Source organism: Protofrankia sp. CiT1, assembly GCF_917627335.1.
Taxonomy (GTDB): Bacteria; Actinomycetota; Actinomycetes; order Frankiales; family Frankiaceae; genus Protofrankia.
In genome coordinates, this window is the sequence record NZ_CAKJTP010000110.1 from 1 (window position 1) to 14007 (window position 14007).

Annotated in this window: 16 protein-coding genes and 2 tRNA genes; 8 read left to right on the plus strand and 10 right to left on the minus strand. The window is 67.7% G+C overall.

The features are described 5' to 3' along the window. Nucleotides 1-14 precede the first annotated feature (14 nt). The 5 genes from MJ785_RS15835 to MJ785_RS15855 all read right to left on the minus strand — a co-directional run bounded on the left by MJ785_RS15835 (nt 15) and on the right by MJ785_RS15855 (nt 4602). Nucleotides 15-104: transfer RNA gene (locus MJ785_RS15835), tRNA-Ser, on the minus strand. Nucleotides 105-212: 108 nt separating this feature from the next. Next, nucleotides 213-2555, minus strand: coding sequence for a [protein-PII] uridylyltransferase (locus MJ785_RS15840; RefSeq protein ID WP_239381537.1), 2343 nt, complete (start codon nt 2553-2555; stop codon nt 213-215). Between the two features lie 18 nt (nt 2556-2573). Then, nucleotides 2574-2912, minus strand: a complete 339-nt coding sequence (locus tag MJ785_RS15845) for a P-II family nitrogen regulator (RefSeq protein ID WP_239309897.1) — start codon at nt 2910-2912, stop codon at nt 2574-2576. Then, nucleotides 2909-4285 (minus strand): ammonium transporter, encoded by a 1377-nt coding sequence (locus tag MJ785_RS15850; RefSeq protein ID WP_255720518.1) that lies wholly within the window; start codon nt 4283-4285, stop codon nt 2909-2911. The genes MJ785_RS15845 and MJ785_RS15850 overlap by 4 nt, the downstream gene beginning before the upstream one ends. Next, complete coding sequence (locus tag MJ785_RS15855) at nt 4282-4602, minus strand: hypothetical protein (RefSeq protein WP_239309898.1); 321 nt, start codon at nt 4600-4602, stop codon at nt 4282-4284. Before MJ785_RS15855 ends, MJ785_RS15850 begins: the two co-directional genes overlap by 4 nt. 68 nt (nt 4603-4670) lie before the next feature. On the opposite strand from MJ785_RS15855, the gene MJ785_RS15860 reads away from it, so the two are divergent. Next, nucleotides 4671-5822 carry an NlpC/P60 family protein gene (locus tag MJ785_RS15860; protein ID WP_239381539.1) on the plus strand — a complete coding sequence of 384 codons (1152 nt, stop codon included), beginning with the start codon at nt 4671-4673 and terminating at the stop codon, nt 5820-5822. A 22-nt stretch (nt 5823-5844) separates the two neighbouring features. On the opposite strand, the gene MJ785_RS15865 is transcribed toward MJ785_RS15860, so the two are convergent. After that, on the minus strand, nt 5845-6582 hold the full coding sequence (locus MJ785_RS15865) for a metal-dependent transcriptional regulator (RefSeq protein ID WP_239309900.1): 738 nt from the start codon (nt 6580-6582) through the stop codon (nt 5845-5847). 123 nt (nt 6583-6705) lie between these two features. Between MJ785_RS15865 and MJ785_RS15870 the strand changes: the two genes are divergently transcribed. From MJ785_RS15870 to MJ785_RS15880, 3 genes are all read left to right on the plus strand, one after another. Beyond that, entirely contained in the window at nt 6706-6930 is a 225-nt protein-coding gene (locus MJ785_RS15870; RefSeq protein WP_239309901.1) for a DUF3039 domain-containing protein, read from the plus strand. Between the two features lie 149 nt (nt 6931-7079). Then, a tRNA-Arg gene (locus MJ785_RS15875) sits at nt 7080-7152 on the plus strand. Nucleotides 7153-7223: 71 nt separating this feature from the next. Further along, a complete protein-coding gene (locus MJ785_RS15880; RefSeq protein ID WP_239344583.1) occupies nt 7224-7481 on the plus strand; it encodes a hypothetical protein in 258 nt (85 codons plus the stop codon). Between the two features lie 595 nt (nt 7482-8076). Here the strand turns inward: MJ785_RS15880 and MJ785_RS15885 are convergent. Then, nucleotides 8077-8283 (minus strand): hypothetical protein, encoded by a 207-nt coding sequence (locus MJ785_RS15885; RefSeq protein WP_239381541.1) that lies wholly within the window; start codon nt 8281-8283, stop codon nt 8077-8079. A gap of 494 nt (nt 8284-8777) precedes the next feature. On the opposite strand from MJ785_RS15885, the gene MJ785_RS15890 reads away from it, so the two are divergent. Next, the gene (locus MJ785_RS15890; RefSeq protein ID WP_239372750.1) at nt 8778-9791 is read left to right on the plus strand and encodes a PDR/VanB family oxidoreductase; all 1014 of its coding nucleotides are present in this window, start codon (nt 8778-8780) and stop codon (nt 9789-9791) included. A gap of 44 nt (nt 9792-9835) precedes the next feature. On the opposite strand, the gene MJ785_RS15895 is transcribed toward MJ785_RS15890, so the two are convergent. Beyond that, a complete protein-coding gene (locus MJ785_RS15895) occupies nt 9836-10399 on the minus strand; it encodes a YceI family protein (protein ID WP_239309904.1) in 564 nt (187 codons plus the stop codon). Between the two features lie 177 nt (nt 10400-10576). On the opposite strand from MJ785_RS15895, the gene MJ785_RS15900 reads away from it, so the two are divergent. Beyond that, a complete protein-coding gene (locus MJ785_RS15900; RefSeq protein WP_239309905.1) occupies nt 10577-11065 on the plus strand; it encodes a MarR family winged helix-turn-helix transcriptional regulator in 489 nt (162 codons plus the stop codon). Nucleotides 11066-11100: 35 nt separating this feature from the next. Here the strand turns inward: MJ785_RS15900 and MJ785_RS15905 are convergent, their stop codons facing one another. Next, entirely contained in the window at nt 11101-11721 is a 621-nt protein-coding gene (locus MJ785_RS15905) for a hemerythrin domain-containing protein (RefSeq protein WP_239381543.1), read from the minus strand. A 400-nt stretch (nt 11722-12121) separates the two neighbouring features. On the opposite strand from MJ785_RS15905, the gene MJ785_RS15910 reads away from it, so the two are divergent. Both MJ785_RS15910 and MJ785_RS15915 read left to right on the plus strand, forming a co-directional pair. Next, nucleotides 12122-12328: a hypothetical protein gene (locus MJ785_RS15910; protein ID WP_239309907.1), complete on the plus strand. Its 207-nt coding sequence runs from the start codon at nt 12122-12124 to the stop codon at nt 12326-12328. Nucleotides 12329-12342: 14 nt separating this feature from the next. Continuing rightward, nucleotides 12343-12552, plus strand: a complete 210-nt coding sequence (locus MJ785_RS15915) for a type II toxin-antitoxin system HicA family toxin (RefSeq protein ID WP_239381545.1) — start codon at nt 12343-12345, stop codon at nt 12550-12552. 318 nt (nt 12553-12870) lie between these two features. On the opposite strand, the gene cas6 is transcribed toward MJ785_RS15915, so the two are convergent. Next, on the minus strand, nt 12871-13713 hold the full coding sequence (gene cas6, locus MJ785_RS15920) for a CRISPR-associated endoribonuclease Cas6 (protein WP_239372754.1): 843 nt from the start codon (nt 13711-13713) through the stop codon (nt 12871-12873). Nucleotides 13714-14007 lie beyond the last annotated feature (294 nt).

A 14007-nucleotide genomic window follows, 5' to 3' on the forward strand; every position in this document is an offset into this window, starting at 1 on the left:
CCGCTGGTCAGGGGCGGAGGCTCCGGGATTTGAACCCGGGAGGGGGCGTTACCCCCAACCGCATTAGCAGTGCGGCGCCATAGACCGGACTAGGCGAAGCCTCCAACGTGCGTTCTGAGTATAGCCATCACGCTCGATGCGATTTTTTTGACCCCCTATCACTATTGTGAACTGCGTCACATGACCTATGGCGATCTTTGATCGCGCTGGCGTCACGTCACGGGCCCCGAGGGAGGCTGGAGCGCGGCCAGCACGGCATCCGCCACCTGCTTCCCGCGCTCCGCTACGACCAGCGCCTCGCCGTCAGCATCCCGCACGTAGAACGCGTTCACCACGTCGAGACCGATCGTGGCCACGATTGCGGTGCGGACGCTGAGGCCGGCGTCTGACAGCGCGCGGACCATCCGGAACAGCACTCCGGCGCGGTCGGGGGCACGGATCTCGACAACGGTGTCCGCCCCGGAGCCATCGAAGATCACTCTTGGTGGTGCTGGCGTGTATCCGCCCCGCGGGCGCGCATACGCCTGTTCCCGCATCGTGATCCTGGCGTCCAGGTCCAACGTACCGTCCAGGGATCGCAGCAGGTCGCCGCGCAGTATCGCGGGACTGGGCGCCTCCCCGCCCGCCCCCGGCCCGGCCATCGCCGACGATGCTGAGACCGCCGCCTGCAGCAGGGCCCGGCCAGCACAAGCGCGGGCGGACGCGCGGCGCACGTCGAGACGGTTGACAGCCAGTACCCCGGTGGTGGCGGCCAGCAGCCCGGGACGGTCGGGCGCCACCACGACGATCTCGAACATGCCGTCGTCCGGGAGCGGGTTGACCACCACCGCGTACTCGTCCGCGAACGCGAGAAGGAGGCGCTGGCGCTCGGTGAGCGCGGGCGGGCAGGGCGCTTGCTCGCCCCGGTAGACCGCCATCGTGCGGCTGACCAGTTCACCGACCAGCCGCGCCTTCCACGGGCTCCACGCTGTCGGGCCGGTGGCGAGCGAGTCGGCTTCGGTGAGGGCGTGCAGCAGGCCGAGCACCCGGGGGCTGCCGGCAGCCCGCGCCACCGCCTCGATGGTCGTGACGTCGTCGATGTCCCGGCGGGTCGCGGCTTCGGCGAGCAGCAGATGATGGCGCACCATCGTGACCAGCACCTCGGCGTCCGCGGGCGGGAGCCCGAGGCGGGGAGCGATCACACCGACCACGGCGATGCCGGCTTCGGTGTGATCGCCGGGCCAGCCTTTGCCGATGTCGTGCAGCAGAGCGCCGAGCAGGAGCAGATCGGGCCGGTCGACGCCGCGGGTCGACGCGGCCGCGGCCGCCGCTGTTTCGATCAGGTGCCGATCGACGGTGAAGCGGTGGTACGGGTTGCGCTGCGGTTTGCTGCGTACCCGTTCCCATTCGGGCAGCAACCGGACGAGCAGGCCGACCTGGTCAAGAGCTTCCATGACCGCGACCGCGGGCGCGCCGGTGGCCAACAGGGCAACCAGCGCGTCGCGCGCCGCGTCCGGCCATGGGGTCGGCATGGGCGTGGCCTCGCGAGCAAGCCGGTCGAGCGCGTACCGCCCGATCGGAACGCCGGCCCGGGCGGCCGCGGCGGCAACCCGCAGCGTCAGTGTCGGGTCACCGGCCGGGTCCGCGTCCCGGGCGAGCTGCGCCTCGCGGTTCTGCTCGACCACCCCTTCATCGAGGGGACGGCGGGCCGGGCGGCTGCGGAGCCAGCGCGAGGGCGGCCGTAGGCCGGCCGAGACCCGGTACCAGGTGACGTCCCACGTCCAGGAGATCGTGCGGCCGGCGTCGGCGGTGGCGTGGGCGAGCGCCGACGAGTCGGGGTAGCTCAGGGCGGCGGCGACGGCCGCGGTGTCCTGGAGCAGCAGCCGGTTCCGCTCGCCGCCACGGGCGAGTCTGCGCACCTCACCACGGATGTCGAGAAGCACCCGGTAGGCGGCGAGCACCCGTTCGGGCGGTTTCTCCGCGACCCATGCGGCGGCCAGCGCGGCCAGGGCGTGGACGTCACGCAGCCCGCCGCGAGCTTCCTTCAGATCCGGTTCGAGCAGGAAGGCGACCTCACCGTGACGCCGGGCCCGATCGGCAACCATGTCCGCGAGTTCGGGCAGCCGACGGGGGGCACGGGCCCGCCATCGGCCGCGGACGCGCTCGAGCAGGGAGGCGGCCAGGGCGTGGTCCCCGGCGACCACGCGGGCGTCCAACAGACCGAGTGCCGCCTTCAGGTCACCGTCCGCGACAGCGACGGCCTCCGTGACGGTTCGGACGCTGTGGTCGAGACCGACTCCGGCGTCCCAGAGCGGGTACCAGACGGCGTCGGCCAGCTGGGCGATGTCGTCCCGCCGGCCGTTGTGGACGAGCAACAGATCGAGGTCGCTGCCGAAAGCGGGTTCGCCGCGCCCGTAGCCGCCGACCGCGACCAGCGCGACGCCTGCTCCCGGGTTGCCGAACAGGTCGCGCAACACGCCGTCGGCCACGTCCACCAGCGCACGGCGAAGGGCCGGCCCGACGGTTGCGTCGAACTCGCCGGACCGGCCCAGCAGCGCGGCAATCCTGTTGGTCATCGCGGTGGGAGCATGATTTTACAGAGCGTCTGATCCACGTTCGCCGGTGCGAACCCGTACGACCGTTTCGACCGGTAGCACCCAGATCTTGCCATCGCCGATCTTGCCGGTCTGCGCGGCGGTGGCGATGGTGGTCACCAGTTCCTCAACGGCGGTGTCGTCCGCGATGATCTCAATTTTGATTTTGGGGACGAAATCGACCTTGTACTCGGCGCCCCGGTAGACCTCGGTGTGGCCCTTCTGCCGACCGAAGCCCTGGACCTCGGAGATGGTCAGGCCGTGCACGCCGAGAGATTCCAGCGCGGCCTTCACATCCTCCAGTTTGAACGGCTTGATGACCGCGGTCACGAGTTTCACGCTTGGCCCTCCTCGGTGGTTGTGGCCGTGGACAGGAGCGAGGCGGAGCCGCCGCCGAGCGAAGTGAACTCGTATGCGGTCTCGCCGTGCAGCACGAAGTCCATGCCTTCCTGCTCCTCATCCGGCGACAGCCTCATCTTGTAGATCTTGTCGATGGCGAAGGCGATGATGAACGTCGCGACGAACGAGTAGGCCACCACTGAGACGACCGCGAGTGCCTGCTTGCCGAGCAGGCTGGCGCCACCGCCGTAGAAGATGCCATCCACGCTGTAACCGGGAGCGACATCACCCGTTCCGAAGAACCCGATCAGCAGGGCGCCGAGCACACCACCGACAAGGTGGACGGCGCCGACGTCGAGGGCGTCGTCGATGCCGACCTTGCCCTTGATCGCTGTAGCCAGGGCGCAGACAGCACCGGCGATGAGACCGATGGCGATCGAACCGGCCGGTGAGACGAAGCCGCAAGCGGGGGTGATGGCGACCAGACCGGCGACAGCACCGGAGGCGGCACCGAGCGTGGTGGCCTTGCCATCACGGATCTTCTCCACGAACAGCCAGCCGAGCATGGCGGCGGCAGTCGCGGTATTGGTGTTGACGAAGGCGAACCCGGAGCGGGTGTCGGCGGCGAGTTCGGACCCGGCGTTGAACCCGAACCAGCCGAACCAGAGCAGCCCGGTGCCCAGCAGCACGAAGGGAAGGTTGTGCGGTCGGAAGCTGGTGCCCGGCCAGCCCTTGCGCCGGCCGAGGACGAGGGCCACGGCGATGGCCGCGGCGCCGGCGTTCGCGTGGACGACCGTGCCGCCGGCGAAGTCCTCGGCGCCCTTCTTGAACAGCCACCCCTCGGGCGAGAACACCCAGTGCGCAATCGGTGAATACACGACAAGTGACCAAATTGTGACGAAGACGGCAAAGGCGCCGAACTTCCAGCGGTCGGCCGTGGCGCCGGTAATCAGTGCTGGCGTGATGATTGCGAACATGAGCTGGAAGGCCACGAAGACGATCGGTGGGATTACCTGGGCGAGCGAGTTCGATTCGTAGGGTGCGGGGAAGGTCACCTCCGCGTAGCCGGGCACGGCCTCGCTCATGTGGTTGAGCAACGCGAAATGGAACCCGCCAAATATCTGGTTGCTGCCACCGAACGCGATACTGTAACCAATCAGTACCCAGAGGACGCTGACAACCCCTATGCAGAAGAAATTCTGCATGAGCATGCCCAGGACATTCTTCGAGCGCACCATTCCGCCGTAGAAGAACGCCAGGCCGGGCGTCATCAGGAGCACAAGGGCCGAGGCGGCCAGAATCCAGGCGGTGCTGCCGACACCCGCCGCGCTGGCTATCCCGTTCTGGAGCTCTTTAAGCTGATCTGGGTTCATGTCTCTCCTGTCGATCGCTCCGCACGCCTGCGCGGACCACGCGAGCCCCGGTTCGCGGCCATGTCCGCCGTCCCGGATCCTTCGGCCGAAGGGTCGATAGGATCTGTTGCTAATTGGTAGCTTTTCTGTTTCTGACGTGTGAAATCGACGAATTGGGTGGCCTGTGGTTTGATCAGATGGCTGCGCATGGTGTCTTGCGTTGCTCTCCGTGTCGATCGGCGCGTTTGCGTGATGCTACTGCCGTCAGGAGTTACCGTTCCTTCCTGTGTGTAGTCATTCAGATGCAGATGGTAATAATCATATTCGTTGTTTTTCATACCATTTTGTCCGGTTGCGTGGATGGCTGTCCGCTGCCCCCAGGCGCCGGCGGCGGGTGTTCGTGCGCATGCCTGTCGCCAGGGGACTACTCGCTGCCGCCGCCGGTGGGGTCATGTTGGTACCGGCCGTCGCCGTCCCGGCCAGAGCCGACGGTATCGCCAAGGTCGAGGACGACATTGTGGGCGTTCAGCGGCGCCTGACCGAATTGGCTGATTCGACCGAGATTGTCACGGAGGCATTCAATGCGGGACGGTTGCGCCTCGCCGCGGCTGAACAGGCCGCGGCGAGGGCAACGGACAATGTCGGGCTCGCTGACGACGCTGTGCGGGCGGCTCAGGAAAAACGCCGTGCCGTCAGTTTCATCGCCTATCAGGCCGGTGACTTCGAACAGCTGAGGGTGCTGTTGTCCGGTGACCCCGCGACAGCGCTGGACCGGGCGGGCGCGATAAACGCGCTTGCCCGCCGCGGCCGGGAGGCCGAAATCCAGCTGCGGTCGGCCCGTCATGATCTTGCTGATGCGCAGGCCGCAGCCAGGCTGGCGCTCGACGAGCGGCATCGTGAGGTTGCCTCCCTCGAGGAACAGAAGCGGAGCATCGAGACATCGGTCGCGGCACAGCGGGCGCTGCTCGACGAACTGATCGCTCAGCATGACGATCTTGTTCGGCAGGCACGGGAAAGTGAGGCCGCGGCTCTTCGTACCCGTGAGCAGGCAGCCGCGCAAGCCGCCGCGGCCCGTGCTCAGCAGGCTGCCGCCGAACAGGAGCGGCTACGCACGGTCAGTGGAGCGACCGAAAACGCCGGCCGCGGCTTCACCAACACCCCGGTCTCGCCACCGCCACCGCCACCGCCACCGCCCACAGCGGGTGCCGGCGGTGCCGCGGTTGCGGTCGCCGCGGCCCGCGCGCAGCTCGGCAAACCGTACATGTGGGGGGCGGCCGGCCCGGACGCCTTCGACTGCTCGGGGCTCACCCAGTGGGTGTGGTCGCGGGCGGGCGTCGCGCTGTCCCACTACACCGGTGCGCAGTGGAACGAGGGACGTCAGGTTTCCACCGGCGAGCTCATGCCGGGCGACCTGGTCTTCTTCGGCGCTGATCTGCATCACGTCGGGATCTACATCGGCGCCGGGAAAATGATTGACGCACCGCGCACGGGCACTGTCGTCCGCATCGAGGACGTCTGGTGGGCGAGGCTCGCCGGGGCGGTCCGGCCGGGTGGGTGAGACCGGGGGCGCCTGGCGGGGTTCACGCCATGATGACGTCCCGTTCGTGGGGGGTCCGCTCCACATAGACGAGCCCCGCGCCCCGCCGCGAGAGCTCGATGGTGGCCGGCTCGTCACACGCTGGGTCCTGCGCCGAGGACACGACTTCGACGACGTCACCCTGCCCGCGGACGATGACCGTGGCACCTGGCATCACCCCACCATCGCGCAGCTGGCGCATGGTGCGTTCGTCTGTCTGGAGCCGTTCGGAGATCCAGCTGACCGTCACCGGGGTCGCCCGGAAGCCCGCGAAGTCCGCGGCGGCCAGCAGGCTCAGCGGTGCCGGTGGCCGCGGCCCGGCCGGGCGGTCGAACGAGCCAGTTGGGATGACGTTGCCAAACGGGCATCTCTTCGGGTCGCCAAGGATGTCGGTGAGCCGCATCTCCACCTCGTCGGAGATCACGTGTTCCCATCGGCACGCCTCGTTGTGCACCAGGGGCCAGTCCAGACCGATCACCCGGGTGAGGAGAAGCTCCGCGAGGCGGTGCTTGCGCATGACCGCGGTCGCGCGGGCGAGACCCTTCTCGGTGAACTGCACGGTGCGGTCGTCGGCGAGGGCGACCAGCCCCTCGCCTGCCAGCCGCGAGGTCGATTCGCTGGCCGCGGGGGCGCTGACGTGCAATCTTTCTACCAAGCGCGCGCGCAGCGGCGGGATGCCCTCCTCCCTCAGCTCGTAGAGGGTGCGGAGGTACATCTCGGTACTGTCGATTAGTCCAGTCACCGGGCTCCTTCGTCCAGGGTCCAGGGTACGCCCGCGCGTCGAGGTGTGGTCTGCCCCGATCGGCGGCCGGCCAGGCTCGATCGGGGGTCGGAGACCACGGCGCGACGTCCTACACTTGGGTGCATGAGCTCGACCCAGATCGCACCGGAGACCACCCACAGCGATACGGATGAGGGTAATGACTTCGCCCACTACGCCCGTCATGAGGAGATCGTCCGGGCATCCATCGAAGGCGGCCGGGTGACTGCCCTGTGCGGCTACCAGTTCGAACCGGTACGGGATCCGCAGCGGTTCCCGGTATGCCCGCGGTGCAAGGAGCTCGTCGGTCTCGCCGAGCAGTTCGGCTGACCAGTTCGATTGATCGGTTCGGCTGACCGGACGGGCGAGGCGCCACCCCGGCGAGCGCTGACAAACGCCCGCGTCACCGCGTCTGGCACCTGTCGTCCGCGTCGGCGCGTGAACGGGCGGCTGTGTCACGACTATGCTCGTGCTGACGCGCCCTTGTAGCTCAGTGGATAGAGCGATCGCCTCCTAAGCGATAGGTCGTAGGTCCGATTCCTACCAAGGGCACAACGCATCGCTGACCTGCGACGGAACCTCCTCGGGCAGCTGAGGAGGGCGACGCGCTGGGAGTAGTCGAAGTGAGAGTGCTGGTCGCGCAGCGTGTCGTGTACCGCGGACCGTTGGATGGGCCGGATATCGCCGCGAGCCTCGCCGAGGGCTGGGCGGACGTCAGCATGATCGTCGAGGTTGACCGGTTCGACGACGAGGCCATCCATGAAGCGATCCGCTGGAGCCGTTCGTCCCTGCGCGCCGCAATTCACGACATCGGCGATCGGACGCTGGGGTGGGATGACGGCCAGTTCCGCGAGGCCAAGGTCCTCACTGACGCTGCCTGACCGCTCCACCTCGGCAAGAGCGTCACTCCGGCCTTTACTGGGCGCATGATGGCGGTGCGGCTGACCTGGGGGTGTACATCGCATCGGCGGCCGGCGAGATTGCCGACTGGTGGGCTGCTGGCCCGGCGGGACATGCTCGGCTCGGCCGGGGCCCTGCCTCCGTCGCGGCTGCAAACGCCGGCCTGACGGCAGCCACGACCAGTCCGACATACAGCGTGTCGGGAAGCGGCCTGACCGCTATCCCATCCGCGGTCACGATCTCCGGCACGACCGCCGCGAACGTACTCGGTCTGCGGGCCGGTCTCGAATCGTGATGATGGGGACGTTCACCGCGCCGGAACCATTGGCACGCTCATCACACCGGCTGTCGACGGCAGCTCCTCAACGATGGGTCGCAGGTCCGATTCCTGCCAAGGGCACTTCAGCGGTCGGCGCTGGGCGTTCATCCAGGGGCTGCCGGCGCCAGGTGGCGCCTCGCGTCGTTGTCGTCAGCCCAGGTAGAGCACCCGCTACACCGGGGCCTGGGCTGCCTCGCGACGCCTCCACCTGGCATCCGACAGCCCCCGAAGGGGGCAGCTTGGGAGGGACGTGTGTATCAGGCGGAGCCGACGACCGGTCCGGGCGGGTCGGTACCCCGCTTGCCCTGCCCGGCATCGGGGCCCTGCCCGTCGGCCCATACCGTCCGGCACCGCGTGCAGCGATGGCCGGGCCGGGATCCCTTCGGCCCGGCCTCGACGCGCCGTCGGGACCGCTGGTGTTCTGGGCAGCGGAGGACCAGCAGCGGAACCAGGCCGTTGCTCATCGGCCGATCCTCCCGGTGCCGCGACAGCTCCGGCAGGTCTCGTGCTGGTCGCCGCTGAAGATCCCATCCTCGTCTTGTTCAGCCCTTTCCACGATCACATTTCCGGTGCCGCCGCATGTGCCGCAGTCCTTCAGCCCCGCGGTTCCGCGGTTCTCCCGGTCCCGTTTTCGCTGTCCCTTGTCCCGTGCCATGTCGCCTCCATATCTCACGATGATCCTGCCAGCGTGAGGGGATCTGTAACGATCAGACTACGGACAGGGCGGGCATTATGGGGGCGGGTTACGCAGACCACTAGGTGGTCCGACGGCGGCGAGGATGGAGCCAGGGCATGTCAGCCGCGGAAGTGGAAGTCTGCTCTGCGGCACCGCGCGCACGCCGCGGGCGCTGCGGGCGCTGTGGGAAGCCGCGCCCGCCCGCCGGGCTGTGCGTCCGGTGGCAGGGGTCTCCAGCGCGCGGGATGGCAGGCGCGAACGACGTCGGGAAGGCGGTGGGCAATGTCCGCGAGTGTGTTGGGGGATGGCCGGTTCGAGCTGGTTGTCGCGGCGAAGGAGCGCGTCGCTGAGGCGGTGGTGCGGGTGGTGCTCACCCGTCCTGACGGCGTCGCGCTACCGACATGGACGCCGGGCGCGCATATTGACCTGATCCTGGCCGACCAGCTGGTCCGCCAGTATTCACTGTGTGGTGATCCCGCCGACGGCGAGCGTTGGGAGATCGGCGTACTGCACGAGCCCGACGGGCGCGGCGGGTCCCGGCACGTGCATCAGGTTCTCGACGTCGGCGACCAGGTGACGGCCAGCGCTCCACGGAACAACTTCCAGCTTGTCCCGGCGCCGGAGTATCTGTTCCTCGCGGGCGGGATCGGCATCACCCCCATCCTGCCGATGGTCCACGCGGCGCAGGCCGCCGGTGCCACGTGGCGGCTCGTCTACGGCGGGCGGCGGCATGCGTCCATGGCTTTCCTCGACCGGTTGGCCCAGTACGGGAGCCGCGTGACGATCCACCCCGAGGACATTCATGGCCAGCTTGACCTGGCCAGCCTGCTGGACATTCCCCGCCCGGATGTCGCGGTCTACTGCTGTGGCCCCGAGGGGCTGCTGGCGGCGGTGGAGTCGCGATGCTCGGCATGGCCGGCCGGCAGTCTGCACGTCGAGCGTTTTCAACCGCGCCCGGTGGGAGCGGACGACATCGCCGGTGCCGGGACGGCCGGTACCGCGGGTACTGGCGATGTCGCGGTTGCTCTGAGCGAGTTCGACGTCGTTCTTGCCCAGAGCGGCCGGACGGTGCGGGTCCCCACGTCGCTGTCGGTGCTCGAGGCGTTGGAAGCGGCCGGGGTGGATGTGTTGTCGTCCTGCCGGGAGGGTGTCTGCGGCACCTGCGAGACCGGTGTCGTCGAAGGCGAGCCGGATCACCGGGATTCCATCCTCACCGAGGAGGAGCGAGCAGCGTCTGGCCTCATGATGGTCTGCGTCTCCCGCAGCCGCACCCCGAAGCTCGTCCTCGATCTGTGAACGGCCGGGGTGGGCTGGCCCACCCCGGCTGAGCCCGGCTACGGTCAGGCGGACTTGATTGCCGAAATGTCCAGCTCGATCTTCACCTTGTCGCTGAGGAGGAGACCACCGGTCTCAAGCGGAGCGTTGAAGGTGATCCCGAAGTCCTTGCGGTTGATCGTTGTGCTTCCTTCGAAGCCAGCCCGGGTGTTGCCGAACGGGTCCTTGGCCGAGCCCCCGAACTCGATCTCGATGTCGATCGGCTTGGTCACGCCGTGGATGGTGATGTCACCGCTGAGGATGAAGCTGTCGTCGCTGCCGCCGCTCTTCGCGGTGTTGCTGACGAAGGTGATCGACGGGTACTGCTCGACGTCGAGGAAGTCACCGCTGCGCAGGTGCCCGTCCCGGTCGGCGTTGCCCGTGTTGATGCTGGTGGTGGAGATGGTCACGGTGGCGCTGGACGCCAGGGGCTCAGCGCCGTTGAGGTTCAGCGTCCCTTCGAAGCTGTCGAAGCCTCCGCGGACTGTGGTGACCAGGGCGTGGCGGACGGCGAAGCCCAGGCGGCTGTGCACCGGGTCGATCGTCCAGGTGCCGGTGAGATCGTCAGATGTGTTCGTGGGAGACGTCATCGTTTCCTCCTGGAAGGGTCGTGCGGGCTGTCGTGTCGGTGGCCGGGTGGCCGCGGGCGGGCCAGCGGCTGCTTTGACCTCATCAGCGTATCGGTGTTCGCGCAAGCAACTTTTTGAGCGGTGTGCGTATGGTTTTTCACGCACCCGGAGGTCCTTCCGGAGCCCTAGGCTGTGACCATGGCCGGAACGCGGTGGCTTGACAGCGACGAGCAACGAACATGGCGGGCTTTCCTCGCGGCGACAGAGCTCCTCGCGGATGCTCTTGACCGACAGCTCCAAAGCGATGCCGGCATGACCCACGCCGCCTACGCGGTGCTGGTGATTCTTTCCGAGGCATCCGGTCGCTCCATGCGGATGAGCGAACTCGCCCGTGCGACCAACTCGTCCCAAAGTCGTTTGTCCCACGTGGTGGCGCGTCATGAGGAGCGGGGCTGGGTCCGCCGGGAGAGGTGCCCGACCGACCGGCGTGGCCAGGTTGCCGTACTCACGGACGCAGGTTACGACGTCCTCACCGCGACCGCCCCGGGACATGTCGAAACGGTGCGGCGGCTTGTTTTCGACGGGCTCGACCCGACCCGGATCGAGCAGCTCGGCGCCATCAGCCAGGCGCTCCTGGCCGTGCTCGACCCGGAAGGGAAGCTCTCCGCGGTTTTTCCCGTCTCCTGACCCGCGTCCCTGCGGCCGGAGCCGCGGAGCACCGGTCAGGCCGCGCAGGTACCTACGGCGGGCCTGCGGACGAATCCGGCGACGGCGTTGAGGACTCGAGCCAGCGCGGTCAGCAGGTGACGTGCCCGGTTGACAATCGTGATTCCCGCGCCGAGGAGAAGCCTGCCGGGAGGCTGGGGGGACGGCTGGGGCGCCGGCGGTGCGGTCGGCTGTACCCGCGACGCCGCATGCATCGCCTCGACCTGTTCGGCGAGCTCGCGAAGACCGTCGGCCGGCATCCGTTGGCGCAGCTGCGGGAACCAGACCTCCTCCTGCTCCCACACGTGTTCACCGACCATCGCCAGCAGCTCGTGCACCAGCCGGTCGAAATCGGGGTCGGTCGGCTTTGTGGCACGGAGTGCCGTCATGGTTCTCTTGGCCGCGGCCTGTTGGGCGATTTCCTTCTCGATCACCTCGTCGCCGTTTGGGATGATTTTTCTGGCCGTAGGGTAGACGATTTTTTCCTCGGCCGCCGAGTGCCGGAGCAGCTCAAGAATGATATCTACCGCCAGCTGCTTCTTTGTCGTCGTCGAGGATGTCTGGTCGTAATGCCGAAACAGTTCTTCGACCTTATCGTGGTCGCGCGTCAGAACAGCTACGACGTCACCTTCGGCCACTGCGGGACCTCCCCTGGTCATTTGGTCATTTGTCGGGTTGACGCGGATTTCCCGGGCGTCCCGGAGAAGCCCCGTCTGGTTTACCGGGGGCACCCGGTGAGTCCTCTACCCGATTACCGGACACTGTAAGACGGCGCCCGGCCCGCGCCCGGGTGTCGTCCTGATTATCTCGATGTCGGCCCCGGCAGTGCGGCCCTCGGCGCGCACAGACCCTGCCGCCTGCGCCAGCGAGCGGGCTCGTTCGGCGGTCAGTCCGTCGGACACATCGCGACTGGGACCATGACGGCCTCGGTCCGTGCGATGGAAGCCCACGCCGACCAGGGTGCGGCCGCCGTTGCGGGTGCTGCCCTGACCGCTGGAGACTGCCGAGCCCCGCGGCTGGCGGCGTAGAGTCAGCGTTATGAAGCGGCTGGTCCAGATCCCCTACGAGCTGCTGCAGGGGGAGGACGGTGTCTGGACGGCCCATGCGTCGTTCCCCAGCGGTGGCGCGCACGGGCTCGGTAACACTGCCGAGGACGCCGTGGCCGATCTCTACGAGGCTGTCAGCCTGGTCATCGAGGAGCTCGGCGTTCCGCCGGTCCTGACGATCGTGCAGGACGTCGCCTGAAGCCACCTCTTCCCATGCTGCCGGGCGGGGAAGTGGTCAAGGTTCTTGAGAAGCTTGGCTTCGAGGTGATCCGTGTCAAGGGAAGCCATCAGATGCTGAGGAACGCTGACGGGCGCTTCACGGTCGTTCCTGTTCATCCCGGTCGTGACATCCCGGTCGGGACGCTGCGTCGGATCATTCGTGACACGGGCCTGTCGATCGAGGAGTTCGTCACCACTCTTTGACGGGTAGGGCTTGGCGTGCAGCGGGTCATACACCTCGGCCGTCGGCCCCGATGGTCGTCACAGCCACGATGCCGGTGGAAGGCCAACGGTGATATCCAGGCCTCTGGCCAGCTTTACGATGAGGCCGCCCCCGCTTGGTGCTGAGGGCGTTTCTGCAGCGTGTTGTGAACGGCGGCGGCTACGTCCGCCGCCCCGGCCATCGACAAACGCACGATGATCACTATCGTGACCAGTCCTGCTGGTCGCGCCATCACCCTGCTGCGCGGCTGAGTATCGATCGAAAGCTACAGTGCATCGCGCACGGTCAGGTGCTTGTGTCTATGCTGCGGGGCTGGGGTGGTGTCGCCCGCGGGTGAGGCGCTCGTCTGCCTCGGTGAGGGTGTAGCCCATGCCGGAGGCGGTGCGGTCGCCGATGCCGGCATAGCGGGCGAAGCGGGTGAGAGCGTTGACAGCGCTGCGTGTCTCCGGTGGCACAGCCGCGGGTTCGGCGAGGGTGTAACGGACGGATCCGACGCAGCCTCGCCGGTAGGGCGCCCCGGGTTTGATCATGTGTTCGGCAGTGCTCAGGCGCATGTCGACGAGTTCGAGGTGGTCGTCGATCGTGTTGTCGATGTCCGGGGGGAGCGGGGTCTCTGGTGCCCAGGTCCGCCAGCGGGCGGCGAGAGTGCCGAAGACGCGTTCGGGGTCGGGCAGGATGCGCTGGCGGCGTGCGCCGTCTTCGCGTCCGGTGGCGAAGCTGACCGGGGTGATGAGTGTGAATTTCCAGGATGTCGCGGGGGCCGCGGTGGCGAGCAGGTCCGGGTACGGCGTGGCTTCGATGAGATCCACTGACCGCTTTGTGTAGTCGGTGGCGCCTATGCGCCATTGGTCGCGGGCAGCCAGCGCGGCGAGTATCGGTCCGGTGAGTTCGTCGAGTAACACGCCGACCTCGAAGCGAACATGCTGTGATGTTCTGTCTGGTGTTCGTTGGCGTTCGTCGAGCAGCGGTGTAATGGCGAATGGGCGGGGTGGTGGCCCGTCGTGAAGGTAGGTGCTGGTCTGGGGTGATAGTCCGTCGCGGATAGCGGCGAGGACGGCGGCGTTTACCGCCGGGCCTGTGTGCGGTGGCGGCAGTGCCCCGGCAGTCGTTGGAGCGATGTTCACGATGATGCGGGCGGGCACAAGCCCCTCCTGTCTCCTGGTGGGTCTGATGTCGTCTCGGTGGGTCCGTTTCCACGGTAGGGCCGGTCAGCCGGTCCGCACCCGGAGGGTTGCCGTGTGGCGTGCGGTTCCTACCGGTCCGGGCGGACGGATGCCAACCAGGCTGCGGCATGCTCGGGTCATGCTCTTCGGATGCGCCTCTCGGGTAGATGGTGATCACATCTCGGTTGCACAGTTTCGCGATCCCGTCAAGCGACCCAATCTTGATCGACATCCAGAACCTCCGACACGCCGACAAACTGGGGAGGTTCTGGC